This window comes from Cereibacter ovatus (genome assembly GCF_900207575.1).
GTDB lineage: Bacteria > Pseudomonadota > Alphaproteobacteria > Rhodobacterales > Rhodobacteraceae > Cereibacter_A > Cereibacter_A ovatus.
The window spans coordinates 218,755-245,607 of record NZ_OAOQ01000004.1 but is presented as its reverse complement, the minus strand read 5'-3'; the positions used below and the strand labels follow the sequence as shown (position 1 = coordinate 245,607).

The window sequence follows — 26,853 nt, the reverse complement described above, 5'->3', positions numbered from 1 at the left end:
GGCGGCCGGGGCGCTGCCCCGGACCCCGGGATATTTGGGCCAGAATGAAACGGATCAGTTGACGAGGGTTTTCAACTCATAGACCAGGCGGAGGGCTTCGAGCGGGGTCAGCTCGTCGGGGTGGATCTGTTTCAGCCGCTCGATGGCGGGTGACGGTTTGGGTGTGGCGGGCGCCGGGGCGGCGCGGAACAGCGGCAGGTCGTCGATCAGGGTCTGGCGGCGGGTATTGCTGTCACGTTCGCCGGATTCGAGCGCATCGAGGACGGTTCTGGCGCGATCGATCACCGAAGCGGGCAGGCCCGCGAGGCGGGCCACCTGCACGCCATAGGAGCGGTCGGCGGCGCCCTTGTGGACCTCGTGCAGGAAGATCACCTCGCCTTCCCATTCCTTGACGCTGACGGTGGCGTTTTCGACGCCGCGCAGTTTGCCGGCGAGGGCGGTGAGTTCGTGGTAATGGGTGGCAAACAGGGCGCGGCAGCGGTTCTGGTCGTGCAGGTGTTCGAGTGTGGCCCAGGCGATCGAGAGGCCGTCCCAGGTGGCCGTGCCGCGGCCGATCTCGTCCAGGATTACCAGTGCGCGGTCGTCGGCCTGATTCAGGATTGCCGCGGTTTCCACCATTTCCACCATGAAGGTCGAGCGGCCGCGGGCGAGGTCGTCGGCGGCGCCGACCCGGCTGAACAGCTGGCTGACAACGCCGATATGGGCGTGTCGGGCCGGGACGAAGCTGCCAGCCTGGGCCAGGAGCGCGATCAGGGCGTTCTGGCGCAGGAAAGTGGATTTGCCGGCCATGTTCGGCCCGGTGATGAGCCAGATCGCCGGGGTGTCGGCGGTCGAGAGTGCGCAGTCATTGGCGACGAAGGGGGTGCCGCTGCGGCGAAGGGCGCGTTCGACGACAGGGTGGCGGCCGGCCTCGATCGCGAAGGCGCGGCTGTCGTCGACCTGTGGTTCGGACCAGTCTTCGGTGGCTGCAAGGTCGGCCAGTGCGGTGGCGAGGTCGATTTCGGCCAGCGCCCGGGCGGCAGTGCCGATGGCGCCGGCCGCGTTGAGGATCGTGGTTCGCAGGGTGGCGAAATGCGCCTTTTCCAGCTCCAGTGCGTGGTTGCCGGCGTTCAGGATCCGGGTTTCCAGTTCCGAGAGTTCGACGGTGGTGAAGCGGACCTGCCCGGCAGTGCTCTGGCGGTGGATGAAGCCGGGGTCGGCGTGCATCTTTTCGGCGTGGGTCTGGGTGGTTTCGATGAAATAGCCCAGCACGTTGTTGTGTTTGATCTTCAGGCTGGCGATGCCGGTCCTGTCGATGAAGCCGGCCTGCATCGAGGCGATGACGCCGCGGCCTTCGTCGCGCAGGCGGCGGGTTTCATCCAGATCGGCATCGAAGCCGGGGGCGATGAAGCCGCCGTCGCGGGTCAGCAGCGGCGGTTCGGCCACCAGCGCCTGATCCAGAAGGTCGATCAGCCCTTCATGTCCGCGCAGGCTGGCGGCGGCTTTGGCCAGCAGCGGGGGGGCGGTGTCTGGCAGGCGGGCGGCGACGGTTTCGGCCTGTGTCAGCCCGGCGCGGATCGCGGTCAGGTCGCGCGGGCCTGCCCGGTCCAGTGCGAGGCGCGACAGGGCGCGGTCCATGTCGGGGACGCGGCGCAGGCTGTCGCGCAGGTCTTCGCGCAGGCGGGGTTCCTCGGTCAGCCAGCGCAGGGCCGCAAGGCGGGCGTGGATCGTGGGCAGATCGCGCGAAGGGCTGGACAGGCGCCGTTCCAGAAGCCGGGCCCCGGGCGCCGTGACCGTGCGATCCACCGCTGCCAGCAGCGATCCTTCGCGCCCGCCCGAAAGCGCCGCGGTGATTTCAAGGTTGCGCCGGGTCGAGGCGTCGATCTGCACGGTTCCGCCCGCGATTTCGCGCAGGGGCGGGCGCAGCAGTGGCAGCTTTCCGCGCTGCGTCAGGTCAAGGTAGTCGACCAGCGCGCCCATGGCGGCAATCTCGGCGCGGGTGAAGCTGCCGAAACTGTCCAGCGTGCCGACCGCGAACAGCGCGCACAGCCGCTTTTCGGCTGAGGTGCTGTCGAAGCTGGACCGGGCAAGGGATGTTATCGCGCAGCCGATCTCGGGCAGGCCATCGGGTTCGCGGCCTTCGGCCAGCAGCAGTTCGCGCGGGGCAAGGCGGGCCAGTTCCGGCAGCAGGCGCGGCAGCGGGCAGGGGGTCACGCGCAGTTCGCCGGTCGAGATGTCGGCCCATGCCAGCGCCGCTTCGTCGCGGACCTCGGCGAAGGCGGCCAGAAAGTTGTGGCGGCGGGCCTCCAGCAGGCTGTCTTCGGTCAGTGTGCCGGGGGTCACCAGTCGAACCACTTCGCGCCGCACCACCGATTTCGATCCGCGCTTCTTCGCCTCGGCCGGGTCTTCCATCTGTTCCGCGATGGCCACGCGAAAGCCCTTGCGGATCAGCGTCAGCAGGTAGCCTTCGGCCGAATGGACCGGCACGCCGCACATGGCGATATCCTCGCCCTTGTGCTTGCCGCGCTTGGTCAGGGCGATGTCCAGCGCCTCGGCCGCAAGGGCCGCGTCGTGGAAGAACATCTCGTAAAAGTCGCCCATCCGGTAGAACAGGATGGCATCGGGGTGCTGCGCCTTGATGTCCAGATATTGCGCCATCATCGGCGTGACGGTTTCGTCGTTCACTTCGGCCCCCCTTCAGGTCGGCAGACCCTACAAAAGCGGGTGTGCGGGGAAAAGCCGCAAATCCTATGCCGTTGTGGCAAAGGGCCAGCGGCGCTAGAAGGGCCGTGCTTGCACAGGATGGCCCCCTCATGACCAAGACCAAGATCACGCCCGAAGAGGCGCTTCTCTACCATCTGGAACCGCGACCCGGCAAATACGAGATCACCGCCACGACGCCGATGGCGACGCAGCGTGACCTGAGCCTTGCCTATTCGCCGGGGGTGGCCGTCCCGGTTCAGGCGATCGCCGACGCACCCGAGACGGTCTATGACTATACCGTGAAGGGCAACATGGTTGCCGTGGTCTCGAACGGGACCGCGATTCTTGGCATGGGCAACCTCGGCGCCATGGCATCGAAGCCGGTGATGGAAGGGAAAGCCGTCCTTTTCAAACGCTTCGCCGATGTGAACGCCATCGATATCGAGCTGGACACCGAAGACCCGGATGAAATCATCCAGGCGGTGAAGCTGATGGGGCCGACCTTCGGCGGCATCAACCTTGAAGATATCAAGGCGCCGGAATGCTTCATCATCGAGCAGCGGCTGAAGGAACTCATGGACATCCCGGTGTTCCATGATGACCAGCACGGCACCGCGGTGATCTGCGCGGCGGGCCTCATCAACGCGCTGGAGATCTCGGGGAAGAAGATCGAGGATGTCCGCATCGTGCTGAACGGCGCGGGCGCGGCGGGGATCGCCTGTCTGGAACTGCTGAAGTCGATGGGCGCGCGGCACGACAACTGCATCATGTGCGACACCAAGGGCGTGATCTGGCAGGGTCGCACCGAGGGCATGAACCAGTGGAAATCGGCCCATGCCGCGCGGACAGATTGCCGCACGCTGGAAGAGGCGATGGTGGGCGCCGACGTGTTCCTTGGCGTCTCGGCCAAGGGGGCGGTGACGCAGGCGATGGTTGCCAGCATGGCTGAAAACCCGGTCATCTTCGCCATGGCGAACCCCGATCCCGAGATCACGCCGGAAGAGGCCCACGCCGTGCGCGCCGATGCCATCGTGGCCACCGGCCGGTCGGACTATCCCAATCAGGTGAACAACGTTCTCGGCTTTCCCTATCTGTTCCGCGGCGCGCTGGACATCCATGCCCGTGCGATCAACGACGAGATGAAGATCGCCTGCGCCCGGGCGCTGGCAAAGCTGGCGCGCGAGGATGTGCCGGACGAGGTGGCGATGGCCTATGGCCGCAAGCTGTCGTTCGGGCGCGATTACATCATTCCCACGCCGTTCGATCCGCGGCTGATCTATACCATTCCGCCGGCGGTGGCGAAGGCCGGGATGGACACCGGCGTTGCGCGGCGGCCGATCATCGACCTTCAGGGCTATGAACTGGCGCTGAAATCCCGGATGGACCCGACCGCCTCGATCCTGCAGGGCATCCATGCCCGAGCGAAGGCGGCGCAGGCCCGGATGATCTTTGCCGAAGGCGACGACCCCCGCGTGTTGCGCGCCGCCGTTGCCTATCAGCGTGCCGGAATGGGCAAGGCGCTGGTGGTCGGCCGCGAAGCCGACGTGCGTGAAAAGCTGGAAGCCGCCGGTCTTGGTGATGCGGTGCGAGAGCTTGAGGTGGTGAATGCCGCCAACTCTCGCCACATGGATGCCTACAAGCATTTCCTTTATGAGAGACTTCAGCGCGGCGGTTTTGACAGCTATGATATTCAGCGGCTGGCGACGCGGGATCGGCATGTGTTCTCGGCGTTGATGCTGGCGCATGGGCATGGCGACGGGCTGGTGACGGGCGCCACGCGCAAATCGGCCTATGTGATGCAACTGATCAATCACGTCTTCGATGCCAAGGCATCCGATGGCGCGGTGGGGGTGACGGCGCTTCTGCACAAGGGGCGGATCGTGCTGATCGCCGATACGCTGGTGCATGAATGGCCGGAAGCCGAGGATCTGGCCAATATCGCGATCAAATCCGCCCGGGTGGCGCGAAATCTGGGGCTGGATCCGCGGGTGGCGTTCGTGTCGTTCTCGACCTTCGGCTATCCGGTGTCCGAGCGCGCAGCCAAGATGGGCGCTGCCTCCAAGGTGCTGGACGGCATGAAGGTCGATTTCGAATATGAGGGCGAGATGACTGTGGATGTGGCGCTGAATGCCGCGGCCATGGCGCAATATCCGTTCTGCCGTCTGACGGGCCCGGCCAATATCCTTGTGGTTCCGGCGCGGCATTCGGCCTCGATCTCGATCAAACTGATGCAAGAGATGGCGGGTGCGACGGTGATCGGGCCGATCCTTACCGGCGTGTCGAAGCCGATCCAGATCTGTTCGGTGAACTCGACGGTAAATGATATCTTGAACATGGCAGTGATGGCCGCCTGCAAGGTGGGGTGATGCTTCTCAACCTCGGCTCGATCAACATCGACCATGTCTATCGGGTGCCGCATCTGCCGGCACCCGGCGAGACGCTGGAGGCCGGGGGCTATGCGATCGGGCTGGGCGGCAAGGGGGCGAACCAGTCGGTCGCCGCCGCCCGGGCCGGGGCGCGGGTCTGCCATATCGGTGCGGTCGGCCCCGAAGCGGCGTGGGCGCGCGAGGCGATGGCCGGCGATGGTATCGATGTGACCCATATCGCCGAGGTGGCTGTGCCCACCGGCCATGCGATCATCACGGTTGATCCGGCGGGCGAAAATGTCATCGTGATCTTTCCCGGCGCCAACCGCTCGCTGTCCGACAGGCAGGTGGCGGCGGCGCTGGCCACGGCCGGCCCTGACGATACCTTGTTGATTCAGAATGAGACTTCGGCACAGGTTCAGGCAGCCCGGCTGGCCGTCGCACGCGGGCTGCGGGTGATCTATTCCGCCGCGCCCTTCGATGTGGCCGCGGTGCAGGCGGTTCTGCCCCATGTCAGCCTGTTGGTGCTGAACAAGGTCGAGGCCGAGGCGCTTCGCACGGCGCTGGGGGCGCTGCCCGGCGTCGAGATGATCGTGACCCGTGGCGCGCAGGGGGCAGACTGGCTGCGCCCGGGCGCGGACCCGCTGCATGTGCCGGCCTTTGCCGTCGCTGCGGTCGATACCGTGGGGGCGGGCGATTGTTTCACGGGAAACCTTGCGGCGGCGCTGGACGCAGGACTGCCGCGGCATCAGGCAATGCGCCGTGCCGCCGCCGCCGCCGCGCTTCAGGTGACGCGGCCGGGCGCGTCGCAGGCGATGCCCTCCGCGGCCGAGGTTACGGCCTTTCTGGCGCGCTGACGCCCCTTGGCGCGACCCGGCGCCCGGTCTAGCGTGGCGCCAAAGGAGCGCCAAATGACCGATCACGTCACTACCCATCAGGCCGAAGAAGATACCCGAAATGAGGATTTGCGCCTTTGGCTGAACGGCCGGATCCTGCCCAGGGCCGAGGCGCTGGTCTCGGTTTACGATTCCGGTTTCATGCTGGGCGATGGCGTGTGGGAGGGCATCCGGCTTTACAACGGACGCTGGGCCTTTCTGGACGAACACCTTGACCGGCTGTTTGAAGCCGCAAAGGCGATCGATCTGGATATCGGGATGGATCGCGCGCAACTGGCGCAGGCGATCCATGACACGCAGGCCGCGAACGGGATGCAGACCGACGCCCATGCCCGGCTGATGGTGACGCGCGGGGTGAAAAGCCGGCCGTTCCAGCATCCGTCGCTGTCGCGGCAGGGGCCGACGGTCGCGATCATCATGGAACACTCACGGCCGAAACTGCCCCGGCCGATCCGGCTGGCGACGGTGCCCCATATCCGCGGCCTGCCGATGAGTCAGGACCCGAAGCTGAACTCTCATTCCAAGCTGAACTGCATCCTTGCCTGTATCGCGGCCGAAAAGGCCGGCGCGGACGAGGCGCTGATGCTGGATGTGCATGGATTCGTGAATACGACCAATGCCTGCAACTTCTTCATTGTGAGAAAAGGCGAGGTCTGGACCTCGACCGGGGACTACTGCATGAACGGGATCACGCGGGGCAAGGTGATCGACCTCTGCCGGTTGAATGGCATCCCCGTGTTTCAGAAAAACTTTTCTCTCGTCGATGTCTATTCCGCCGACGAGGCCTTTCTGACCGGCACTTTCGGCGCCCAGACCCCGGTGGGGATCGTCGATGGGCGGGTGATCGGAACCGGCCAGATGGGTCCGATGACCGAGCATCTGCGCACGCTTTACAAGGCGCTGGTGGCGGCATGAGGATCGCGATGTGGTCCGGGCCGCGGAACCTGTCCACGGCGATGATGTATGCGTTCGCGGCCCGCGGCGACTGTGCGGTGTGGGACGAGCCGTTCTATGCCGCCTATTTGCAAGCCACCGGCCTTAACCATCCGATGCGCGACGAGATCGTGGCCGGCCACGAGGCAGATCCGGCCATTGTCGCCGCGCGCTGCGCAGCCGAGGCGCCGGGCGGCAAGCCGGTTTTCTATCAGAAGCACATGACGCTGCACATGATTCCGGGCTTTGACCGGGGCTTCATGCGGGCATGTGAAAATGTTTTCCTGATCCGCCATCCCGCGCGCGTCGTCGCCAGCTACGCGAAAAAGCGCGAGGGGCCAACGCTGGCCGACATCGGCTTTGTCCAGCAGGCCGAGCTGTTCGATCAGGTTGCGGACTGGTTGGGCCATGCGCCTGTGGTGATCGACAGTGCGGACATTCGCGCCAACCCAGGGGCGGCGCTGTCGGCGCTGTGTTCGGCGTTGAAAATCCCTTTCACCCAAAACATGCTGCACTGGCCGGCGGGCGGTCATCCCGCCGATGGGCTGTGGGCGCCGCATTGGTATGGCGCGGTTCACCGCTCGACCGGGTTTGAAGACCCCGAAGGCCCGCTGCCGGCCCTGCCGCCGGCCTATGCCGATCTGGTCGCGCAGGCATTGCCGCATTACGACCGCTTGGCGGCCTGTCGGTTGCGTGGCTGAAGCGGGGCGCCCGACCGCAAGGCCGGGCGCCCCGAAGCCCTTAACCCTTCACGCGGGCGTTCCGGGTGGCGATCAGTTTCAGCCGCAGAGCGTTCAGCCGGATGAAGCCGGCAGCGTCCTTCTGGTCGTAGGCGCCAGCGTCGTCTTCAAAGGTCACATGCTTTTCGGAATAGAGCGAATGTTCCGACCAGCGCGCCACGGTCCGGGCGAAGCCTTTGTAAAGCTTGACGCGGACGGTGCCCGAGACATGCTCCTGCGATTTGTCGATCAGCGCCTGAAGCATCTCGCGTTCGGGCGAATACCAGAACCCGTTGTAGATCAGTTCCGCATAGCGCGGCATGATCGAATCCTTCAGGTGGCCGGCGCCCGAATCCAGCGTGATCTGCTCGATTCCGCGGTGGGCCTCCAGCAGGATCGTGCCGCCGGGGGTTTCATAGATCCCGCGCGATTTCATGCCGACGAAACGGTTTTCCACCAGATCCAGACGGCCCACGCCATGCTTGCCGCCCAGTTCGTTCAGGCGGGTCAGGATCGTCGCGGGCGACATCGCCTCGCCGTTGATCGCGACCGCATCGCCCTTTTCGAAAGTGATTTCCACCATCTCGGGGGTGTCGGGCGCCTTCTCGGGGTCGGTGGTGCGCTGGTAGACGTAATCGGGCGCCTCATCGCCGGGGTTCTCCAGCGCGCGGCCCTCGGACGAGGTGTGAAGCAGGTTGGCATCGACCGAGAACGGCGCCTCGCCGCGCTTGTTCTTGGCGATCGGGATCTGGTTCTGTTCGGCGAACTCGATCAGCTTGGTGCGCGACGTCAGATCCCATTCCCGCCACGGGGCGATCACCTTGATGGCCGGGTTCAGCGCATAGGCGGTCAGTTCGAACCGCACCTGATCGTTGCCCTTGCCGGTCGCGCCATGGGCCACCGCATCGGCGCCGGTCATGGCCGCGATCTCGACCAGACGCTTGGCGATCAGCGGGCGGGCGATCGAGGTGCCGAGCAGGTAAAGCCCCTCATAAAGAGCATTTGCCCGGAACATCGGGAAGACGAAATCGCGCACGAATTCTTCGCGCACATCCTCGATGAAAATATTTTCCGGCTTGATGCCCAGAAGCTCGGCTTTCTGGCGGGCGGGCTCAAGCTCTTCGCCCTGACCGAGATCGGCGGTGAAGGTTACGACCTCGCAGCCATATTCGGTCTGCAACCACTTCAGGATGATCGAGGTGTCGAGCCCGCCGGAATAGGCAAGGACGACTTTCTTCGGGGCGGACATGGCGGGCTCCATCGGGGGAAAACTTCGCACGCCGGTCTAGTGAAGTTTGGCGTTCCAAACAAGGGGCGCGCCGTGCGTCTGGCCGTGGCGCCCGGCGCGGGAACCGGCTAGGGTGCCGCCATGACCCAGTTTGCCGACAACGCCCGTGCCGCCACCCGCGCCCTGCGCGATCTGTTCCCCGAGACGCCGTTGCAGCGCAACGACCACCTTTCGGCACGCTATGGCGCCGAAATCTGGCTGAAGCGCGAGGATCTGACGCCGGTTCGCAGCTACAAGTTGCGCGGCGCCTTTACCGCGCTGCGCAAGGTGCGGGCCGCGAACCCGGGTCAGCGATCCTTTGTCTGCGCGTCGGCCGGGAACCATGCGCAGGGGGTGGCCTATGCCTGCCGGCATTTCGGGGTGGAGGGCACGATTTTCATGCCGGTGACGACGCCGCAGCAGAAGATCGACAAGACCCGCACCTTTGGCGGCGACGCGGTCAGGATCGTGCTGACCGGCGACTATTTCGACCAGACACTGGCTGCCGCGCAGGCTTGGTGTGCCGAACAGGGGGCGCATTTTCTGGCCCCCTTCGACGATTCCGATGTGATCGAGGGTCAGGCGAGCGTGGGGGTCGAGATCCTGGCCCAGCTTGGCCGCGGGCCCGATCTGGTGGTGCTGCCGGTGGGTGGCGGCGGTCTGGCGGCGGGCGTCACCGGCTTTCTGCGATCCGAGGCGCCGGGCACGGCCTTTCGGTTCGTGGAACCTGCGGGCGGCGCCAGTTTCCGGGCCGCGCTGGAGTTTCACCGCCCCGTGGCGTTGCCCAAGGTCAACAGTTTCGTGGACGGAGCGGCGGTTGCCAAACTGGGCGAGTTGCCGTTCCAGCGGCTGGATTGGGTCAGTCCCGACAGCGTCCATCTGGCGCCCGAGGATCGGATCTGCATCACCATGCTAGAGATGCTGAATGTCGAAGGCATCGTTCTGGAACCCGCGGGCGCGCTGGCGGTGGATGTTCTGCCCGAGATTGCCGACGAGATCCGCGGCCGCACCGTGGTCTGCGTGACATCCGGCGGGAATTTCGATTTCGAGCGGTTGCCAGAGGTGAAGGAACGCGCGCAACGCTATTCCGGGTTGAAGAAATACTTCATCCTGCGGATGCCGCAACGCCCCGGTGCGCTGCGCGAGTTCCTGATGATGCTTGGCCCGGATGACGATATTTCCCGGTTCGAGTATCTGAAGAAATCGGCGCGCAACTTCGGTTCGGTCCTGATCGGGATCGAGACGAAACGGGCCGAGAACTTCCCCCGGCTGTTGCGGGTGATGGAAGAGGCGGGGCTGAATTACCGCGACATCACCGGCGACGATGCGCTGGCCGAGTTCCTGATCTAGATCGGCGGCAGGCGGCCCAGCCCGGCCAGAAAATCGGCGCGCGCGCGCCAATAGCTTTCGGCCAGCGCGTCCAGATCGACGTTCGCGCCCTGGCCGTCGGCGGCCAGCCGCTCGCCTTCCTGGCAAAGCCGCGAGACGGTGACAAAGCCCAGATTCAGCGCCGAACCTTTCAGGAAATGAAGCGTCTCTTCCAGCGCGCCGCTTGTGGCGGCGGCGGAAAGGCTGCGGACGGCCGCGTCCGTTTCTTCCATGAACAGCAGGACGACTTCTTCAAAGCCATCGCTTCCGACCTCGCCGCGCAGATCCGCGACCCTTACCCAATCGATCATGCCGACCTTTACTGTCCACCGGAACACCAATGACCGCAGGGTGCGGCCCCCGTCTTAACAGCCGGTAACGCGGCCTCGGCTCAACACGGGGCATTTTATGTTTCACGGTCTCTTAAGATCGTGGGGGCATAACTCGGGGAAGCCATGCATCAAGAGGAACGCCTTGCACGCCAGATCGTTCATGCCGTCGGACCCGTCCCGCCTTCGACCGAAGGCGGTTTCGCGGCATGTTCTGATCGTTGACGACAGCCGGGCACAGCGCCGGGTGCTTGCGCTGTCGCTGCGCCGTTGGGGCTATCGGGTGACCGAGGCCGCAACCGGGGCCGAGGCGCTGGATCTGTGCCGCGCCGATCCGGTTGATATCGTTCTCAGCGACTGGATGATGCCGGGAATGTCGGGGCTGGATCTGTGCCGTCAGATCCGGGCCATTCCGCGCGAAGGCTATTGCTATTTCATCCTTCTTACCTCGCGATCGGGCACGGGCGAGGTTGTGGATGGGCTGGATTGCGGCGCCGACGACTATCTGGTGAAGCCGGTCGCCGCGGGCGAGTTGCGCGCCCGCCTGCGCGCGGGCGAGCGGATTCTGGGGATGCAGACCGAACTGGTCGAACAGAATCACCTGCTGGAAGATGCACTGGACGAACTGCGCAAGGTCTATGCCACGCTCGACGGTGACCTGATCGAGGCGCGCAAGCTTCAACAGACGCTGGTCCGCGAACGGTGCCGGCCCTTCGGGCGCTCGTCCGCGACGTTGCTGATGCGGCAGTCGGGCCATGTCGGTGGCGATCTGGTCGGCTGCTTTGAACTGGCGACCCGGCGGGTGGGCCTGTATTCCGTGGATGTGTCGGGGCATGGAGTCGCCTCGGCGATCCTGACGGCACGGCTGGCGGGGCTTTTGTCCAGCGCCTCGCCCGATCAGAATTTCGCGCTGACCGGCGGAAACTGCTATCGCTGCAAGGGTCGGCAGACCTGGCCGCCCGAGATGATCGCCAAGCGGTTCAACGAGATGATGCTGGATGACCTTCAGGTGGACCAGTATTTCACCATGGCCTATGCCGAGATCGATCTGGACACCGGCCGGGCCGAACTGGTTCAGGCCGGCCATCCCCATCCGCTTGTGCTGCGCGTCGATGGGCAGATCGAAAGCCTTGGGCAGGGCGGCCTGCCGATTGGCCTGCTGGAAGGGGCCGTCCATGACCGGATCGAGACGCGGCTGAACCCCGGCGACCGGCTGTTTCTGGTCTCGGACGGGGTCACGGAATGTCCGGACCTGCTGGGTCAGGAACTGGGCGAGGACGGGCTGATCGAGATCCTTCGCGCCAATGCCTGCCTGCCAAGCGAAGCCTTGCTCGAGGCGCTGGTCTGGACCCTGGCCGAGCGGATGGACGGCGCCGATTTCCGGGACGACGTCTCGGGTATCATGTTCGATTACGCGCCATGACCCTCAGAACCCGCGCCAGCATTGCCCGGTCGCCCGCGTTGCCCAGCCGGTCCAGTGCCTCGGCTGTGGGCAGCCAGATGGCGTGGTGGCCCGGTTCGGTCGGCGGGCCAAGACGCAGGGTCGGGCGGGCAACATAGATGGCGCACAGTTTTTCGGCCCAAAGGTCGTATTCCGGCATGTAGGTATAGCGGCGAAAGGCCCCGAACCGTTGCAGGCCGCCGATCCGCCAGCCGGTTTCCTCGCGCACCTCGCGGTGCAGGGCTGTCACCGGATGCTCGCCCGGATCGATGCCGCCGCCGGGCAGCTGGAACTCGGGCAGGGGATGGTCCTGAAACGTGGTCAGGATGTCGTCGCCCCGCAGCAGGACCGCATAGACCCCCGGTCGGCGGCGGTAGTGTTGCGCTGGCCGCACGGCCTCACCATATCGCCTGATCATCTGCTGTCTGTCCCGCGGTTGCCCTGCCCCTGTCGGCACGGTATGCCAAGGCGCGTGCCTCAAGGAAACCCCATGACCATCGGTTCACAGATCGCCTGGGACGACACTGTCCTGCCTTTCCAGCTTGACCGCTCGGACATCCGCGGCCGTGTCGCGCGACTGGATGGCGTGCTTGAAGAGGTGCTGTCCAAGCATGACTACCCGCCGCAGATCGAGGCGCTGGTGGCCGAGGCGTCGCTGCTGACCGCGCTGATCGGCCAGACCATCAAGCTGCGCTGGAAGCTGTCGTTGCAGATCCGCGGCAATGGCGCGGTCAAGCTGATCGCGACCGACTATTACGGCCCGTCCGAAGATGGCCAGCCCGCGCGCATCCGCGCCTATGCCAATTTCGCGGCCGATCAGCTTGACCCCGCGGTGGGGGCTTTTGGCCAGCTGGGCGCGGGCTATTTTGCCATCCTGATCGATCAGGGGCCGGGGATGGTGCCGTATCAGGGCATCACGCCGATCGCCGGCGGCTCGCTCACCGCCTGCGCCGAGACCTATTTCGCGCAATCCGAACAGTTGCCGACCCGGTTCGCGCTGTCCTTTGGCCAGTCCACCGCTGCGGGCGAAACCCACTGGCGCGGGGGTGGCGTGATGATCCAGCACATGCCCAAGGCATCGCCGGGGGTGGCGGGCGACGGTGGCTCGGGCGAGGGCGGGCTGCTGCAAAACCACGACATCCTGGACGGCGACGAGGGCGAGAACTGGCGCCGCGTGAACCTGCTGCTGGATACGGTCGAGGATCTGGAACTGATCGGCCCGTCGGTGCAGCCGACCGACCTGCTGGTGCGACTGTTCCACGAGGAATTCCCGCGCGTGTTCGATGCCCAGCCGCTGCGCTTCGGCTGTTCCTGCTCGGCCGATCGGGTGCGCGAGTCGCTGTCGATCTATTCCCCCGACGAGATCGCCGAGATGACCACCGACGAGGGCATCCTGACCGCCGACTGCCAGTTCTGCGGCGCGCATTACGAATTCGACCCTGCCACCCTTGGCACCGGGGCGCGACCCGAATGATCCCCGAGGCGTTGCGCCGCGCGCTGGAAGGCGGCGGCGCCGCCTCGTCCGATCACGATCTGAACCCCGAAGTGGTGCTGCCCGCCGACCGCCGTCTGCGGGCCGCGGCGGTTCTGGTGCCGGTCTGGCAGCGCGAAGGCGGCGCGCGGCTGATCCTGACCAAGCGCGCGTCGCATCTGGCGCATCACCCCGGCCAGATCGCCTTTCCCGGCGGCAAGATCGAACCTGCCGACGAAAGCCCCGACCATGCCGCCCTGCGCGAGGCGCAAGAGGAAATCGGCCTGCCGCCCGCGCAGGTCGAGGTGCTTGGCCGCCTGCCCCTGCACGAGACGGTGACGGGGTATACCATCGTTCCGGTCCTGTCGCTGGTGCGGGGCGATTTCATGCCGGTGCGGCAGGAATCCGAGGTCGAAGAGGCCTTTTCCGTGCCGCTGTCGCATGTTCTGGACCTGTCGCGCTATCGGGTGGAACAGCGGCTGTGGCGCGGTGGGTGGCGCAGATATTATGTTGTGCCCTATGGCCCCTACTACATCTGGGGGGCTACGGCACGCATCCTGCGCTCGCTTGCGGAACGGGTGCAGCCGTGAAGGTGCGGGGCGACTGGATCGCGGCAGCGGCCACGCAAGAGCTGTGCGCCGTGCTGGCCCGTGGCGGCCACCGGGCGCTGTTCGTCGGTGGATGCGTGCGCAACGCGCTTCTGGGCGTGCCGGTCGCGGACATCGACCTGTCCACCGATGCCCGCCCCGACCGGGTGACGGCGCTGTGCCGCGCGGCCGGGCTGAAGGTGGTGCCGACCGGGATCGATCATGGCACGGTCACCGTGATCGCCGGCGGCATTGCGCATGAGGTCACGACCTTCCGCCGCGATGTCGAAACCTTCGGCCGGCACGCGGTCGTTGCCTTTTCCGACGATGTGGCCGAGGATGCGGCGCGGCGCGATTTCACCATGAACGCGCTTTATGCCGAAGCCTCGGGCGAGGTGATCGACCCGCTGGGGGGCCTGCCCGACCTGATCGCGCGCCGGGTTCGGTTCGTGGGCGAAGCCGGCCAGCGCATCCGCGAGGATTACCTGCGCATCCTGCGCTTTTTCCGCTTTCACGCGATCCATGGCGATCCTGCCAACGGGCTGGATGCCGAGGGGCTGGCCGCCTGTGCCGAACTGGCCGATGGCATTGGCCAGTTGTCGCGCGAACGGGTGGGCGCCGAGATGCGCAAGTTGCTGTCGGCCGCCGATCCCGCGCCTGCGGTGGCGGCGATGGCGCAGGCGGGGGTGCTGGCCCATGTGCTGCCGGGCGCCGATCCGCGGGCGCTGCCGGTTCTGGTGCATCTGGAATCCGGCCGCGCGCCCGACTGGCTGGCCCGCCTTGCCTGTCTGGGCGGCGAAGACCCGGCCGAGCGTCTGCGCCTGTCGCGCGCCGATGCGCGCAGCCTGTCCCGTCTGCGCGACGAGATCGCAGAAAGCCGCACCCCGGCCGAGCTGGGCTATCGTCTGGGGCTGGCCGAGGGCGCGGCGGTGGTCCTTGCCCGCGCCGCCCTGCAAGAGATGCCGCCCCCCGCCACATGGGCCGAGGATCTGGCCCGGGGCGCCCTTGCCCGCTTTCCGCTGTGCGCCGCCGATCTGATGCCGGGGTTGCAGGGCCCTGCGCTGGGCGCCCGGCTGAAGGAACTTGAGGATCGCTGGATCGCCTCGGGTTTTGCGCTGACGCGGCAGGATCTGCTGGGCTGAGGCCCGCGTTCCCTTCCCTGCAAACCGGGCTATAGTCTGGCGGCACCGATGAGGCCGCCGATGTTCCGCTTTTTCGAGACTCTGGTCGATCCTTATGCCCCGTGGGAGCGGACCGATACGCCGCCGCGGCGGCTTTGGCCGTTCCTGAAGGGCTATGTCCGGCCGTTCCGCAAGGTGTTCGCGGTCACGGGGGTGATGTCGGTTCTGAACGCCTCGGCCGAGGTGATGCTGATCTGGTATGTCGGCCGGCTGGTGGACCTGCTGGCCGAAGGCACGCCGCAGGCGGTCTGGGCCAGCCATGGCACCGAGATCCTTGCCGTCGCCGCCGCGATCCTGCTGGTCCGCCCGCTGGTGGCGGGGCTGGATGTCGCGCTTTTGCACAACACCATCCTGCCGAACTTCGGCACCATGATCCGCTGGCGGGCGCACAGCCATGTGCTGCGCCAGCCCGTCGGCTGGTTCGAGGGCGATTTCGCCGGCCGCATCGCCAATCGCATCATGCAGACCCCGCCCGCCGCGGGGGATGCGGTGTTTCAGACCTTTGACGCCGGTGCCTTCGCGCTGACCACCGTCATCGGCGCCGTCTTCGTTCTGGCCGATGCCGATCCGCGGCTGACGCTGCCTTTGCTGGCGTGGTTCGTTCTTTATGCGCTGCTGGTGCGCTGGACGATCCGGCGTGCGGGGCCGGCCTCGAAAGCCTCGTCGGATGCGCGGTCGGCGGTGACGGGGCGGGTGGTGGATGCCTATACCAACATCCATTCCGTCAAGCTGTTCGCCCATCACGACCGCGAACTGACCTATGCCCGCGAGGCGATCGAACATGCCCGCGCCACCTTCCAGAAGGAAATGCGGATCATCACCCGGATGGATGTGGCGCTGACGCTGCTGAACGGGGCGCTGATAACCTCGGTCACGGGCTGGGCGATCTTGCTGTGGTATCAGGGGCAGGCCAGCGTGGGCATCGTGGCCGCCTCGACCGCGCTGGTTCTGCGGTTGAACAACATGACCTACTGGATCATGTGGGCGACAAGCTCGCTGGTGCAGGCGCTGGGTGTGGTGGCCGAGGGGATGGAGACCATCGCCCAGCCCATCGCGCTGGTGGACAAGCCCGGCGCCCCCGCATTGCGCCTGACCGAAGGTCGGATCGAGATCCACGACCTGTCGCACCATTACGGCCGGGGGCAGGGCGGGCTTGACCGGATCAGCCTGACGATCCAACCGGGCGAAAAGGTCGGTGTGGTCGGACGCTCGGGCGCGGGGAAATCCACGCTGGTCAAGCTGATGCTGCGGTTCTACGACCCCGAGGGCGGCCGGATCCTGATCGACGGACAGGATGTGACCGACGTCACGCAGGACAGCCTGCGCCGCGCCATCGGCATGGTGCAGCAGGATGCCAGCCTTCTGCACCGCTCGGTCCGCGACAACATCCTTTACGGCCGCCCCGATGCATCGGAAGCCGAGATGGTTCTGGCCGCGCAGCGCGCCGAAGCGCATGACTTCATCCTGACGCTGGAAGACCCCGAGGGCCGTCGCGGCTATGATGCCCATGTCGGAGAACGCGGGGTCAAGCTGTCGGGCGGCCAGCGCCAGAGGGTCGGCCTTGCACGCGTGATCCTGAAGGACGCGCCGATCCTGATCCTGGACGAGGCGACCTCGGCGCTGGATTCAGAGGTCGAGGCCGCGATCCAGCAGACGCTTTACGGCGTGATGGAAGGCAAGACCGTGATCGCCATCGCACACCGGCTGTCCACCATCGCCGCCATGGACCGGATCGTGGTGCTGGACGAAGGCCGGATTGTCGAAACCGGAAGCCATGCCGCGCTTCTGGCACAGGACGGGCTTTACGCCCGGTTTTGGGCGCGGCAATCCGGGGGTTTCATCGGAACAGAGGATACCGCGCAATGAACCTGAAGCCTCTTGGCCGCCTGATCGACGCCTTCCGCCCCGCTGGCGGGCCGCCGCCGCAAAAGCTGTCAGGATTCGTCGGCTGGAGTTTGCGCGGAGCATGGCCGATGCTGTGGCTTGCCGCGGCGCTGTCGGCGCTGGCCGGCATGTCGGAAGTCGTCTCGGCCGCCATTCTGGGCTGGGTGATCGATGCCGCGGTGGCCAGTGGCCCGGACGGCTTCTTTTCGGCCCATGTCGGGCTGCTGGCGGCGTTTTTGCTGTTCTACCTCTTGCTGCGGCCGCTGGCCTTTGGCGCCTCGTCGGCGGCGAACTCGATCATTGTCGGGCCGAACGTGTTGCCGCTTGTCCTAAGCCGGCTGCACCGCTGGACCATGGGCCAGTCGGTCACCTTCTTCGACAACGATTTCGCCGGCCGTATCGCGCAAAAGCAGATGCAGACCGCCCGCGCCGTCACCGATGTCGCCACCGAATCGATCAATACGATCGCTTTCGCGCTGGCCTCGGTTCTGGCCTCGGCGCTGTATCTGGTGGCGATCGACTGGCGGGTGGCGCTGGGGCTGGGGCTGTGGCTGGTGGGCTATCTGGCCTTCATCCGCCATTTCCTGCCCAAGGTGCGCGAAAATTCCGCCGCCCGTGCCTCGGCCCGGGCGATGGTGTCGGGGCAGGTGGTGGATACGATCACCAACATCAAGACGGTGAAGCTGTTCGCCCATTCCGCCTTTGAAGATCGCGTGGCCCTGCGCGCAATGGAGAAATTCCGCGACCGCTCGTTGGAGTTCGGACAGATCTCGACCGCGTTCCGGTTCGCGCTGATGGCGATTTCGGGCGTGCTGCCGGTGATCCTGATCGGCGGCACGCTGATCCTGTGGCAGCAGGGGCAGGCCAGCGCGGGGGCGATTGCCGCGGCGGGGGCGATCTCGTTGCGGATCGCGCAGATGTCGGGCTGGGTCAGCTTCACGCTGATGTCGATCTATACTTCGGTTGGCGAGGTCGAGGACGGGATGCGCACCCTGTCGGTGCCCCATGCCCTGCCCGATCGCCCCGGCGCGGCGGATCTGACCCGCGTCCGGGGCGAGATCCGGTTCGAGGGCGTCAGCTTTGCCTATGGCCGGCAGCGCGGTGGCATCAGCGGGTTGGATCTGACGGTGCGGCCGGGGGAAAAGCTGGGCATCGTCGGCGCTTCGGGGGCGGGGAAATCCACGCTGGTTTCCCTGCTTCTGCGCCTTTACGACCCCGAGGACGGCCGCGTGCTGATCGACGGGCAGGATCTGCGCGACGTGACGCAGGAAAGCCTGCGCCGCCAGATCGCCATGGTCACGCAGGAAACCGCGATGTTCAACCGCTCGGCCCGTGACAACATCATGTATGGCCGCCCCGATGCGTCCGAGGACGAGATGATCGCCGCCGCCCGCGCCGCCGAGGCCGATGGCTTCATCCGCGAGATGGCCGACCACCACGGCCGCCACGGCTATGATGCCCATCTGGGCGAGCGGGGGGTCAAGCTGTCGGGTGGTCAGCGTCAGCGGATCGCGCTGGCCCGCGCCTTCCTGAAAGACGCGCCGATCCTTGTGCTGGACGAGGCGACCTCGGCGCTGGACAGCGAGGTCGAGGCGTCGATTCAGGACGCCCTGTCGCGGGTGATGCAGGGCAAGACGGTGCTGGCCATCGCGCACCGGCTGTCCACCATCGCGGCGATGGACCGGATCGTGGTGCTGGACCGTGGCCGGCTGGTCGAGGAAGGCACCCATGACGCGCTTCTGGCGCGGAACGGGCTTTACGCGCGCTACTGGAACCGGCAAAGCGGAGGCTTCATGGGATGTGACGACGAGGCTGCCGAGTGATCCTGACCATCGACAGGCTGGGCCATCTGGGTGACGCGCTGGCCCAGGGCGTTTTCGTGACCGGCGCGCTGCCGGGTGAGGTGGTGGAAGGCGAGGTCGAGGCCGGTCGGATGGCCGCGCCGAGGATTTTGACGCCCTCGGCCGACCGGGTGCGCCCGCCCTGTCCGCACGCGAAAAGCTGCGGCGGTTGTCTGCTGCAACATGCCTCTGACCCGTTCGTGGCGGGCTGGAAGCAAGAGGTCGTCCGTTCGGCGCTGGCCGGGCAGGGGCTTCAGGCTGATTTCCGGCCGATTCAGGTCTCGCCGCCGGCGTCGCGGCGTCGCGCGGTGCTGTCGGGGCGGCGCACCAAGGGCGGGGCGCTTTTGGGCTTTCATGCGCGGCAGTCGGATGTGGTCGTGGCGGTGCCGAACTGCCGGCTGCTGCATCCCGATCTGATGGCGGCCTTCCCGGCGCTTGAGGCGCTGGTGGTGGCGGGTGGGTCACGCTCGGCCGAGTTGACGTTGACGGTGACGCGCAGTCTGGGCGGACCCGATGTGGTGGTGGCGGGTGGCAAGCCGCTGGATGTGGGGCTTCGCGCCACACTGGCGGGGGTGGCCGAACGCTTCGGGCTGGCCCGGCTGACATGGGGCGACGAGACGGTGGCGCTGCGGGTGCCACCCGCGCAGGCGGTGGGGCCGGCGCGTGTCGTGCCGCCGCCGGGTGCCTTTCTTCAGGCCACCGCCGAGGGCGAGGCCGCCCTGCTGGCCGCTGTCATCGATGCCATTGGCGAAGCGCGAATGGTGGCCGACCTTTTCGCCGGGGTTGGCACCTTTGCCCTGCCCTTGGCGGCAAGGGCCGAAGTGCTTGCCGTGGAAGGGGATTCCGCCATGGTCGCCGCGCTGGACCGCGGCTGGCGGCAGGCGCCGGGGTTGAAGCGGGTCCGGGCCGAGACCCGCGATCTGTTCCGCCGCCCGCTGGAACCGGACGAGTTCCGCCATATCGATGCCGTGGTGATCGACCCACCCCGCGCCGGCGCCGAGGCGCAGACCGCGCGTCTGGCCGCCGCCCGTGTGCCGGTGGTGGCCTTTGTCTCGTGCAATCCGGTGACCTTCGCGCGCGATGCCGCGGCGCTTGTGCGCGCCGGCTACCGGCTGGACTGGGTTCAGGTGGTGGACCAGTTCCGCTGGTCGGCGCATGTGGAACTTGTTGCCCGTCTCAGCCTGCCGGGCTGAAAGACGCTGCACGCCCTGGCTTTGTGTTAACCGGCCTTGCAAAAGATGGGCTAGGCACGAAGGGGCTTTGGCAGTATCTCGAAAAGAAAAACATAACGGGCAGTGAAACGATGCAGTTCCTGAGACTCACCCTTGTCGTGCTTGTGCTGGGCCTTGCGGCCTGTGGCGCGGACGACTCGAAATTCCGGCGCTACAGCGGGCCGGATGTCACCAGCGTTCAGGTCCACAAGGCCGAACGCAAGATGTATCTGCTGCACGGCAGCAAGGTGCTGCGTCAGTATGATATCGGTCTGGGCCCGATGCCGGTCGGCCACAAGCGGCACGAAGGCGACGGGCGCACGCCGGAAGGCATCTATTACATCGACCGTCAGAACCCGAACTCCAAGTATCACCTGTCGCTGGGCATTTCTTACCCCAATCCGTCGGATCAGCAGATGGCCTTTCTGGCTGGCAAGCCCCCGGGGGGCGACATCTTCATCCACGGCCGGGGCGCCGGCGGGGCGAGCGTGCCCGCCAATGTGCGCGACTGGACGGCCGGCTGCATCGCCGTCTCGGATGCCGAAGTCGAAGAGATCTACGCGATGGTCAAGGTCGGCACGCCGATCCTGATCCTGCCCTGAGACCGCTGGCGGGTCTGCGACCCGCCATGGTCCGCAGGCGGGGCTACAGCCCCGCCATCGAGATCGGGCTTGTCCCCATGGCCGAGCCGGTAACGATCGTCCACCAGATCTTGCCCTGCGGTTCCTGATACCAGCCAAAGCCCAGATCCGTGGTCTTGGGGTCCAGAACGATGTTGCGGGTGTCGCTCTGTTCCATCCAGGCGGCCAGCGTTTCCAGCTCGGTCTGGTAGGTCTCCGAGATCAGTTCGCCCATCAGCTTGCCGCGATAGCCCGAACGCTGCACCCGAACCAGCGGCGACGACCCGTCCGAGCCGAAGTGCCAGGGTCGGTTCTGCACCGACATGTCGCGCGCATGGGTGGCCGCGGCCGCCGTCAGTTCGGCGTTCAGCGCCAAAGGCGCCGCGCCGCGCGCCTGCCGCAGCGTGTTGACGGAATCAAGCAGCCGGTAGGTCACGTCGCTTTCCTGTCCGGCGATCCGATAGACTTGCGGCAGCGGCTTGCCATCGGGTCCAAGCGCCATGGGCGAGGTTGTCGCGCAGGCCGACAAGGCCAGGGCGCCGCAAAGCGCAAGCGCAGAGAGAGTTTTCATGTGCCATCCACCCGATAGGTTCTTCGCGCCCTCATAGCAGAAAGGCCGCAGACTGTTCAAACCCTGTCCGAATGGCCAGTTGCCAGTTGACGTGGCCGTGAATTGTCGCCACCTCGCCGGGAATATAGATTGCTCGGGTCCGAAATCGACGGACCAAGATCAAGGAGACGAGCGGATGGGTGCGGATCACTCGAACAGGTTTGACCGGCGGACGCTGCTGGGCTGTGCGGCAGCCGGCCTTGGCGCCTTGGCCATGCCGTCACTTGCACGGGCACAAGAGGGCACGACCGAGATGATGCCCCCGGTCAACAGCCCGGTGCGCAACAATATCTCAAGCTTCCGGATGCTTGATTGGCAACCCTATTTCTCCAGTTTGCGCAACGGCGCGGTGCTGGTCGACCTCACCTCGCGGGCGCTGCACTTCTGGTCCGAGGATGGTCAGACCTATCTGCTGTTCCCGACCTCGGTGCCGCTGTCGGACGACCTGACCCGTCGTGGCCGGACCGAGGTGGTGCAGAAGGTGGTGGCGCCGCCGTGGCGGCCGACGCCCTCGATGAAGGAGCGCAATCCCGAATGGCCGGATGTGGTGGCGGGCGGTGCCCCGGACAACCCGCTGGGCACCCATGCGCTGTATCTGTCCTGGACCTATTACCGAATCCACGGCACCCACGACACCCGCAAGATCGGGCGCCGCTCATCCAACGGTTGTATCGGGCTTTACAACGAACATATTCAGCAACTGTTTCCCTTGGCCAAGGTCGGCACACAGGTGTTGCTGATTTGACAAAAGGCTGAACTGGATATCGGAACCCTTTAGGCCCCGATTGCATTCCGATCTGGAAGCTGCTTACACAGCTTTACGAGGTACAGTCTTGGGGGCATCCGGCCGCCTCAGATTCCCGTCCGGATGCCAAAATTGGAGGTCACAATGAAGAAACTCGCGCTCGCCGCCGCCCTCACGCTCGCTGCTTCGGCCGCCGTTGCCGGTGGTCTCGCCGAGCCGGTTATGGAACCGGCCGTCGTTGAAGCCCAAACCGCTTCGTCGGGCGGCATCCTGGTTCCGCTGCTGCTGCTCGTGGTTGTTGCTGCTGTTGCGGCGAACTAAGATCCAGCACCCTCGGGTGCTTCGGGCGGCGGGTCTTCCCGCCGCCTTTTTATTTGCGCTCGATCCAGCCGGCCAGGTTGTCCTCGATCACCGCGACAAGGGCACGGATATGGGCCTCGGCGTCGTTCAGGCAGGGAATATAGGTAAATTCCTCGCCACCGGCTTCTTCGAACGCCTCTCGGATCTCGCCGTTGATTTCTTCCAGCGTCTCGATGCAGTCGGCCGAGAACGCCGGCGCGATCACCGCGATCCGCTTTTTGCCGGCGCGGGCCAGCTCGGCCACATGTTCGACGGTGTAGGGCTGAAGCCATTCCTCGGGGCCGAACACCGACTGGAAGGTGGTGTCGATCGCGCCCGGCGCCCAGCCCAGCCGTTCCCGCAGCAACCGCGAGGTTTTCTGACACTGGCAATGGTAGGGGTCGCCCGCCATCAGGTAGCGTTTCGGCATCCCGTGATAGGACGCCACCAGCACATCGGGCTTGTGATCCAGCGCGGCGTAGGCCTGCTCGACCGACTGCGCCAGCGCGTCGATGTAAAGCGGGTGTTCGTAATATTCCGGCGCGGTGCGGACGGCGGGCTGGCGCTTTTCCTTCATCATCGCGCGGAAGAACTGGTCGTTCGCCGTGGCCGAGGTGGCGCCCGCGTAATGGGGGTATAGCGGGAAGAACAGGATCTTCTCGCAGCCGGCATCCACCATCCGCCGCACCCGCGCCTCGGTCGAGGGGTTGCCATAGCGCATGCAGAAATCGACCATCACCCGGTTGCCATAACGCGCCGCCAACTGGTCCGCGATGCGGGCGGTCTGGTCCTTGGTGATCGTCATCAGCGGGCTTTCGCCCTTGTCGTGATTCCAGATCAGCTTGTAATTCTCTCCGGATGAGAACGGCCGCTTGGACAGGATCAGGATCTGAAGCAGCGGCTGCCACTTCCATGCCGGATAATCGATCACCCGTTTGTCCGAGAGGAACTCGTTCAAATAGCGCCGCATCGACCAATAGTCGTAATTGTCCGGCGTGCCGAGATTGGCCAGCAGAACGCCGATCTTGGGTTGCGGAAGGTCGGGGTGGTCTGCGGGGGCATGGGCAAGGCGCCCCTCGCCGGGATGGATCGGCTGTTCGGCTTCCAGGGCTTTCGCCTCGTCCGGTGTGGCTTGCAGCATGGCCGTCATTCCGCTTCCGTTCCTGTAATCGTCAGACACATATAGGCATCTGGCCGGGGGTCAACCATCCCGCTTTGGCAGGTTCCCTGTCCTTGCGGCAGCAAGGGCATCCGCAAGGCTTTGTGCGGCCGAGCCGGGGCGCAGCGGTTTCTGCTGGCTGTCGTGCGGCGCCCAGCCGGTCAGGCAGATGATTTCGAAGGTGGCGGCGATCCGCCCGTCCGCCCGTGGGGGATAAAGGGCTGCGGCTTTTGCAAACAGCGCGCGGCTTGTGGGGCGGCGCAGGCGGTCGTGCAGGGCGTTCGCCTCGCCCATCGCGCGCAGGTCGTGCATCAGATGGGGCAGGTCGCGATAGATCACCTCGCGCGGGATCGCATCCGCCACCGGCAGCGCAAGGCCCGCGCGTTGGAGCAGCGCGCCCAGATCGCGGATTTCGGCCATCGGCAGCACGCGGGGCGACAGGCCGCCCGTGATCGCGGATTCGGCCTCGGCCAGGGCGGCGCGCAGTTCCCACAGCGTCCGGCCGCCGAACATCAGGCCAAGGAACAGCCCGTCGGGTTTCAGCGCCCGCCGGCATTGCACAAGCTGGCCGACCGGGTCGTTCGCCCAGTGCAGCGCCAGCGCGTGGATCACAAGATCGTGCGCCCCCGGATCAAGCGCCAGCTCGTCGGCATCGGGCACGATCTTCGCGCCGGGCAGGCGATCCTGCCAGACCTGCGGAAAACCCGTCACCACGGCCGGCGATGTAAACCGTCTGTTAACCTCGTTCAGTCTCTCATCGACCTCGGCTGCGGCGTCCTCGTGCAGAAACAGCGCCGGGGCGCGCAGGGCGCGGGCGCGGTGACGAAGCAGGGCGGTGCGGTCGGTAAGGATGGGGGTCATGGCGGCTCCGGTCCCGCAGGTAAGAGGGTCCAGATGCGATTGCAAGCCGCGCTCCACCTGCTTTATCCGCCGCAGTGCCTGTTGTGCGACACACTGGTGACATCGGATTTCGGGCTGTGCGGACCGTGCTGGCGCGACACGCCGTTTATCGCCGGGCTGGTCTGCGACCTGTGCGGCACGCCGCTGCCCGGCGAGGATCCGGGCCACCCGATCCATTGCGACGATTGCCTGACGCTGACGCGGCCGTGGGACCATGGCCGCGCGGCGATGCTTTACAAGGACAACGGGCGCAAGATCGTGCTGGCGCTGAAACATGGCGACCGGCTGGATCTGGCCCGTCCGGCGGCGGGCTGGATGCTGAAGACCCTGCACCCGATCCTGACGCCAGACACGCTGGCGGTGCCGGTTCCGCTGCACTGGCTGCGGCTTCTGACGCGGCGCTACAACCAGTCGGCGCTTCTGGCGCGCGAACTGGCGCGGCAGGCGGGGATCGATCACTGCCCCGATGCGCTGGTGCGCCCGCGCAACACCCACACGCAGGACGGCCGCAGCCGCGAGGGCCGGTTTGACAACATGACCGGCGCGATCCTGCCGCACCCGTCGCGCGGGCAGCGGATGCGCGGGCGCCATGTGCTGCTGGTGGATGATGTGCTGACCTCGGGTGCGACGCTGGCCGCGGCAACCGAGGCCTGCCTGACGGCGGGTGCCATCGGCGTTTCCGTGGCCGTGCTGGCGCGCGTTGCGAAGGACGTCTAAATCCCTATAGTCACCCCGGACTGGAAGGGACTGCGATGAAATCGGTCGAGATCTACACCACGCCGACCTGCGGCTACTGTCACGCGGCCAAGGCGCTTTTGTCGCGCAAGGGTGTGCCGTTCAAGGAAATCGATGTCAGTCTGGACCCGTCGGTTCGGGCCGCGATGACCCAGCGTGCGCAGGGCCGCCGCACAGTGCCGCAGATCTTCATCGGTGGCCGGCATGTCGGCGGCTGCGACGATCTTCATGCGCTGGACGGGGCAGGAAAGCTTGACCCGATGCTGGCAGACTAGGGCGATGCGCGCGGCCCTTGTGCAGCTTTCGGTGACCGACGATCCGGTGGCGAACCTGCCGGTGACGCTGGCCCATATCCGTGCCGCCGCCGCCGCGGGGGCGGGGTTCGTGCTGACGCCGGAATGCACAAGCTGTCTGTCGTCCAGCCGGCCCCATCAGCGCGCGATCTTCCGCCCCGAGGATGAGGATCAGACCCTTGCCGCCCTGCGGGCCGAGGCCGCACAGGCCGGGATCTGGCTTCTGATCGGCTCGCTTGGGGTTTTGACCGATGACGCGGACGGCCGGTTCGCCAACCGCAGCTTCCTGATCGCACCCGATGGCGCCATCGCCGCGCGCTATGACAAGATCCACATGTTCGACGTGAACGTGTCCGAAACCGAGGTCTATCGCGAATCCGCTGCCTATCGTCCCGGCGTGCGGGCCGTTCTGGCCGCGACACCCTTCGCGCGGATCGGCATGACGGTCTGCTATGATCTGCGGTTTCCGCATCTTTATCGCCGGCTTGCGCAGGCGGGGGCGCAGATCCTGACGGTTCCGGCCGCCTTCAACCATGTGACCGGCGCCGCCCATTGGGAAACCCTGCTGCGCGCCCGCGCGATCGAGACGGGCTGTTTCGTCCTTGCCCCCGCGCAGACCGGCTTTCACCCCGAAGCGCATGGGCCCGGCCGGCGGACCCATGGCCACAGCCTTGCGATTGCGCCATGGGGCGAGGTTCTGGCCGATGCCGGAACCGCGCCGGGGGTGACGCTGGTCGATCTGGATCTGGCGCAGGTGGCGGTGGCGCGGCACCGTGTGCCGTCGCTGGGCCATGACCGCAGCTTTGAAGGCCCCTGATGTCAGAGCAACGGACCGAGGAACTGGCCGTCGCCCTGTTCGGAGAGCTGTTCATGGCCGATCAGCTTGCCCGCAACCGGCTGTCGAAAGTGCTTCCCAAGGGGATGGAGCTGTCGCATTTCGGCGTGCTGAACCATCTTGCCCGTGCCGCAGAGGAACGCACCCCGGCGCAGTTGGCCCGCGCCTTCCATGTCACGCGCGGCGCGATGACCAACACGCTGGCCAAGCTGGAATGGGCGGGCCATGTCCATATCCGCCCCGACTGGGACGACGCCCGGCGCAAGTTCGTTTCGATCAGCCCTTCGGGGCGCAAGGCGCGCGATGCCGCTGTCGAGGCGATCGCGCCGCTGATTGCGGATGTCGTCGCCTCGCTCGGGGCCGAGCGGGTCCGTGCGGTCCTGCCGGTGCTGCGCGAGATGCGCACCCGCTTCGAGGAAGAGGAATGACGGGCACGCCGTC

At 66.3% G+C, this 26,853-nt stretch carries 26 protein-coding genes; 19 read left to right on the top strand and 7 right to left on the bottom strand.

Translation table 11 applies throughout. The features are described 5' to 3' along the window. Positions 1-54: 54 nt before the first annotated feature. Positions 55-2,664, bottom strand: a complete 2,610-nt coding sequence (gene mutS / locus CRO07_RS07405; protein ID WP_097030049.1) for a DNA mismatch repair protein MutS — start codon at positions 2,662-2,664, stop codon at positions 55-57. 128 nt (positions 2,665-2,792) lie between these two features. On the opposite strand from mutS, the gene CRO07_RS07400 reads away from it, so the two are divergent. The 4 genes from CRO07_RS07400 to CRO07_RS07385 are packed head-to-tail and all read left to right on the top strand — an operon-like array spanning position 2,793 to position 7,578. Then, positions 2,793-5,048 carry an NADP-dependent malic enzyme gene (locus CRO07_RS07400; RefSeq protein WP_097030048.1) on the top strand — a complete coding sequence of 752 codons (2,256 nt, stop codon included), beginning with the start codon at positions 2,793-2,795 and terminating at the stop codon, positions 5,046-5,048. Then, on the top strand, positions 5,048-5,905 hold the full coding sequence (locus CRO07_RS07395; protein ID WP_097030047.1) for a ribokinase: 858 nt from the start codon (positions 5,048-5,050) through the stop codon (positions 5,903-5,905). The genes CRO07_RS07400 and CRO07_RS07395 overlap by 1 nt, the downstream gene beginning before the upstream one ends. Positions 5,906-5,959: 54 nt before the next feature. Next, complete coding sequence (locus tag CRO07_RS07390; protein WP_097030046.1) at positions 5,960-6,859, top strand: D-amino acid aminotransferase; 900 nt, start codon at positions 5,960-5,962, stop codon at positions 6,857-6,859. After that, positions 6,856-7,578, top strand: coding sequence for a sulfotransferase-like domain-containing protein (locus CRO07_RS07385; protein WP_097030045.1), 723 nt, complete (start codon positions 6,856-6,858; stop codon positions 7,576-7,578). The genes CRO07_RS07390 and CRO07_RS07385 overlap by 4 nt, the downstream gene beginning before the upstream one ends. A gap of 40 nt (positions 7,579-7,618) precedes the next feature. Here the strand turns inward: CRO07_RS07385 and CRO07_RS07380 are convergent, their stop codons facing one another. Next, on the bottom strand, positions 7,619-8,845 hold the full coding sequence (locus CRO07_RS07380) for an argininosuccinate synthase (RefSeq protein WP_097030096.1): 1,227 nt from the start codon (positions 8,843-8,845) through the stop codon (positions 7,619-7,621). Positions 8,846-8,965: 120 nt separating this feature from the next. On the opposite strand from CRO07_RS07380, the gene ilvA reads away from it, so the two are divergent. Then, positions 8,966-10,213, top strand: a complete 1,248-nt coding sequence (ilvA, locus tag CRO07_RS07375) for a threonine ammonia-lyase IlvA (protein ID WP_097030044.1) — start codon at positions 8,966-8,968, stop codon at positions 10,211-10,213. Here ilvA and CRO07_RS07370 read toward each other — a convergent pair. After that, a complete protein-coding gene (locus tag CRO07_RS07370) occupies positions 10,210-10,542 on the bottom strand; it encodes an Hpt domain-containing protein (protein WP_097030043.1) in 333 nt (110 codons plus the stop codon). The two genes, ilvA and CRO07_RS07370, sit on opposite strands and share 4 nt — an antisense overlap. A gap of 181 nt (positions 10,543-10,723) precedes the next feature. On the opposite strand from CRO07_RS07370, the gene CRO07_RS07365 reads away from it, so the two are divergent. Beyond that, positions 10,724-11,983 carry a PP2C family protein-serine/threonine phosphatase gene (locus tag CRO07_RS07365; RefSeq protein ID WP_097030042.1) on the top strand — a complete coding sequence of 420 codons (1,260 nt, stop codon included), beginning with the start codon at positions 10,724-10,726 and terminating at the stop codon, positions 11,981-11,983. Here the strand turns inward: CRO07_RS07365 and CRO07_RS07360 are convergent. Beyond that, complete coding sequence (locus tag CRO07_RS07360) at positions 11,961-12,419, bottom strand: NUDIX hydrolase (protein WP_097030041.1); 459 nt, start codon at positions 12,417-12,419, stop codon at positions 11,961-11,963. The two genes, CRO07_RS07365 and CRO07_RS07360, sit on opposite strands and share 23 nt — an antisense overlap. 72 nt (positions 12,420-12,491) lie before the next feature. Between CRO07_RS07360 and hslO the strand changes: the two genes are divergently transcribed. The 7 genes from hslO (at position 12,492) to CRO07_RS07325 (ending at position 20,778) form a co-directional block, all read left to right on the top strand. Then, a complete protein-coding gene (hslO, locus tag CRO07_RS07355) occupies positions 12,492-13,475 on the top strand; it encodes an Hsp33 family molecular chaperone HslO (RefSeq protein ID WP_097030040.1) in 984 nt (327 codons plus the stop codon). Then, positions 13,475-14,062: a CoA pyrophosphatase gene (locus CRO07_RS07350; RefSeq protein ID WP_097030095.1), complete on the top strand. Its 588-nt coding sequence runs from the start codon at positions 13,475-13,477 to the stop codon at positions 14,060-14,062. The genes hslO and CRO07_RS07350 overlap by 1 nt, the downstream gene beginning before the upstream one ends. Then, complete coding sequence (locus CRO07_RS07345) at positions 14,059-15,201, top strand: CCA tRNA nucleotidyltransferase (protein WP_097030039.1); 1,143 nt, start codon at positions 14,059-14,061, stop codon at positions 15,199-15,201. Before CRO07_RS07350 ends, CRO07_RS07345 begins: the two co-directional genes overlap by 4 nt. Positions 15,202-15,261: 60 nt before the next feature. Further along, complete coding sequence (locus CRO07_RS07340; RefSeq protein WP_097030038.1) at positions 15,262-17,106, top strand: ABC transporter ATP-binding protein; 1,845 nt, start codon at positions 15,262-15,264, stop codon at positions 17,104-17,106. After that, positions 17,103-18,947 (top strand): ABC transporter ATP-binding protein, encoded by a 1,845-nt coding sequence (locus CRO07_RS07335; protein ID WP_097030037.1) that lies wholly within the window; start codon positions 17,103-17,105, stop codon positions 18,945-18,947. The genes CRO07_RS07340 and CRO07_RS07335 overlap by 4 nt, the downstream gene beginning before the upstream one ends. Further along, positions 18,944-20,158 carry a class I SAM-dependent RNA methyltransferase gene (locus CRO07_RS07330; RefSeq protein ID WP_097030036.1) on the top strand — a complete coding sequence of 405 codons (1,215 nt, stop codon included), beginning with the start codon at positions 18,944-18,946 and terminating at the stop codon, positions 20,156-20,158. Before CRO07_RS07335 ends, CRO07_RS07330 begins: the two co-directional genes overlap by 4 nt. A gap of 110 nt (positions 20,159-20,268) precedes the next feature. Then, the gene (locus CRO07_RS07325) at positions 20,269-20,778 is read left to right on the top strand and encodes a L,D-transpeptidase family protein (RefSeq protein ID WP_097030035.1); all 510 of its coding nucleotides are present in this window, start codon (positions 20,269-20,271) and stop codon (positions 20,776-20,778) included. Between the two features lie 43 nt (positions 20,779-20,821). Here the strand turns inward: CRO07_RS07325 and dalA are convergent, their stop codons facing one another. Beyond that, positions 20,822-21,367 (bottom strand): divisome-associated lipoprotein DalA, encoded by a 546-nt coding sequence (gene dalA / locus CRO07_RS07320; protein WP_097030034.1) that lies wholly within the window; start codon positions 21,365-21,367, stop codon positions 20,822-20,824. 175 nt (positions 21,368-21,542) lie between these two features. On the opposite strand from dalA, the gene CRO07_RS07315 reads away from it, so the two are divergent. Next, positions 21,543-22,151, top strand: a complete 609-nt coding sequence (locus CRO07_RS07315) for a L,D-transpeptidase (RefSeq protein ID WP_097030033.1) — start codon at positions 21,543-21,545, stop codon at positions 22,149-22,151. Positions 22,152-22,295: 144 nt separating this feature from the next. After that, positions 22,296-22,472: a hypothetical protein gene (locus CRO07_RS07310; RefSeq protein WP_097030094.1), complete on the top strand. Its 177-nt coding sequence runs from the start codon at positions 22,296-22,298 to the stop codon at positions 22,470-22,472. A 49-nt stretch (positions 22,473-22,521) separates the two neighbouring features. Here CRO07_RS07310 and hemH read toward each other — a convergent pair whose 3' ends face one another. Then, on the bottom strand, positions 22,522-23,640 hold the full coding sequence (hemH, locus tag CRO07_RS07305) for a ferrochelatase (RefSeq protein WP_097030032.1): 1,119 nt from the start codon (positions 23,638-23,640) through the stop codon (positions 22,522-22,524). A 51-nt stretch (positions 23,641-23,691) separates the two neighbouring features. Further along, the gene (locus tag CRO07_RS07300) at positions 23,692-24,510 is read right to left on the bottom strand and encodes a methyltransferase domain-containing protein (protein WP_097030031.1); all 819 of its coding nucleotides are present in this window, start codon (positions 24,508-24,510) and stop codon (positions 23,692-23,694) included. A gap of 33 nt (positions 24,511-24,543) precedes the next feature. On the opposite strand from CRO07_RS07300, the gene CRO07_RS07295 reads away from it, so the two are divergent. Genes CRO07_RS07295 through CRO07_RS07280 form a run of 4 tightly spaced genes read left to right on the top strand, consistent with a single transcriptional unit; the run spans position 24,544 to position 26,840 of the window. Beyond that, positions 24,544-25,266 carry a ComF family protein gene (locus CRO07_RS07295; protein ID WP_097030030.1) on the top strand — a complete coding sequence of 241 codons (723 nt, stop codon included), beginning with the start codon at positions 24,544-24,546 and terminating at the stop codon, positions 25,264-25,266. Positions 25,267-25,301: 35 nt separating this feature from the next. Continuing rightward, a complete protein-coding gene (gene grxC / locus CRO07_RS07290) occupies positions 25,302-25,559 on the top strand; it encodes a glutaredoxin 3 (RefSeq protein WP_097030029.1) in 258 nt (85 codons plus the stop codon). Between the two features lie 4 nt (positions 25,560-25,563). Next, positions 25,564-26,394 carry a carbon-nitrogen hydrolase family protein gene (locus CRO07_RS07285; protein WP_097030028.1) on the top strand — a complete coding sequence of 277 codons (831 nt, stop codon included), beginning with the start codon at positions 25,564-25,566 and terminating at the stop codon, positions 26,392-26,394. Further along, on the top strand, positions 26,394-26,840 hold the full coding sequence (locus CRO07_RS07280) for a MarR family winged helix-turn-helix transcriptional regulator (RefSeq protein WP_097030027.1): 447 nt from the start codon (positions 26,394-26,396) through the stop codon (positions 26,838-26,840). Before CRO07_RS07285 ends, CRO07_RS07280 begins: the two co-directional genes overlap by 1 nt. Positions 26,841-26,853: the final 13 nt, after the last annotated feature.

What these genes read in the sequence shown, in the direction of transcription:
- CRO07_RS07400 (WP_097030048.1), top strand. Translation starts at nt 2,793, where the DNA reads ATGACCAAGACCAAGATCACGCCCGAAGAGGCGCTTCTCTACCATCTG.
- CRO07_RS07395 (WP_097030047.1), top strand. Translation starts at nt 5,048, where the DNA reads ATGCTTCTCAACCTCGGCTCGATCAACATCGACCATGTCTATCGGGTG.
- CRO07_RS07390 (WP_097030046.1), top strand. Translation starts at nt 5,960, where the DNA reads ATGACCGATCACGTCACTACCCATCAGGCCGAAGAAGATACCCGAAAT.
- CRO07_RS07385 (WP_097030045.1), top strand. Translation starts at nt 6,856, where the DNA reads ATGAGGATCGCGATGTGGTCCGGGCCGCGGAACCTGTCCACGGCGATG.
- CRO07_RS07380 (WP_097030096.1), bottom strand. Translation starts at nt 8,845, where the DNA reads ATGTCCGCCCCGAAGAAAGTCGTCCTTGCCTATTCCGGCGGGCTCGAC.
- ilvA (WP_097030044.1), top strand. Translation starts at nt 8,966, where the DNA reads ATGACCCAGTTTGCCGACAACGCCCGTGCCGCCACCCGCGCCCTGCGC.
- CRO07_RS07370 (WP_097030043.1), bottom strand. Translation starts at nt 10,542, where the DNA reads ATGATCGATTGGGTAAGGGTCGCGGATCTGCGCGGCGAGGTCGGAAGC.
- CRO07_RS07365 (WP_097030042.1), top strand. Translation starts at nt 10,724, where the DNA reads ATGCCGTCGGACCCGTCCCGCCTTCGACCGAAGGCGGTTTCGCGGCAT.
- CRO07_RS07360 (WP_097030041.1), bottom strand. Translation starts at nt 12,419, where the DNA reads ATGATCAGGCGATATGGTGAGGCCGTGCGGCCAGCGCAACACTACCGC.
- hslO (WP_097030040.1), top strand. Translation starts at nt 12,492, where the DNA reads ATGACCATCGGTTCACAGATCGCCTGGGACGACACTGTCCTGCCTTTC.
- CRO07_RS07340 (WP_097030038.1), top strand. Translation starts at nt 15,262, where the DNA reads ATGTTCCGCTTTTTCGAGACTCTGGTCGATCCTTATGCCCCGTGGGAG.
- CRO07_RS07335 (WP_097030037.1), top strand. Translation starts at nt 17,103, where the DNA reads ATGAACCTGAAGCCTCTTGGCCGCCTGATCGACGCCTTCCGCCCCGCT.
- CRO07_RS07325 (WP_097030035.1), top strand. Translation starts at nt 20,269, where the DNA reads ATGCAGTTCCTGAGACTCACCCTTGTCGTGCTTGTGCTGGGCCTTGCG.
- dalA (WP_097030034.1), bottom strand. Translation starts at nt 21,367, where the DNA reads ATGAAAACTCTCTCTGCGCTTGCGCTTTGCGGCGCCCTGGCCTTGTCG.
- CRO07_RS07315 (WP_097030033.1), top strand. Translation starts at nt 21,543, where the DNA reads ATGGGTGCGGATCACTCGAACAGGTTTGACCGGCGGACGCTGCTGGGC.
- CRO07_RS07310 (WP_097030094.1), top strand. Translation starts at nt 22,296, where the DNA reads ATGAAGAAACTCGCGCTCGCCGCCGCCCTCACGCTCGCTGCTTCGGCC.
- hemH (WP_097030032.1), bottom strand. Translation starts at nt 23,640, where the DNA reads ATGACGGCCATGCTGCAAGCCACACCGGACGAGGCGAAAGCCCTGGAA.
- CRO07_RS07300 (WP_097030031.1), bottom strand. Translation starts at nt 24,510, where the DNA reads ATGACCCCCATCCTTACCGACCGCACCGCCCTGCTTCGTCACCGCGCC.
- CRO07_RS07295 (WP_097030030.1), top strand. Translation starts at nt 24,544, where the DNA reads ATGCGATTGCAAGCCGCGCTCCACCTGCTTTATCCGCCGCAGTGCCTG.
- grxC (WP_097030029.1), top strand. Translation starts at nt 25,302, where the DNA reads ATGAAATCGGTCGAGATCTACACCACGCCGACCTGCGGCTACTGTCAC.
- CRO07_RS07285 (WP_097030028.1), top strand. Translation starts at nt 25,564, where the DNA reads ATGCGCGCGGCCCTTGTGCAGCTTTCGGTGACCGACGATCCGGTGGCG.
- CRO07_RS07280 (WP_097030027.1), top strand. Translation starts at nt 26,394, where the DNA reads ATGTCAGAGCAACGGACCGAGGAACTGGCCGTCGCCCTGTTCGGAGAG.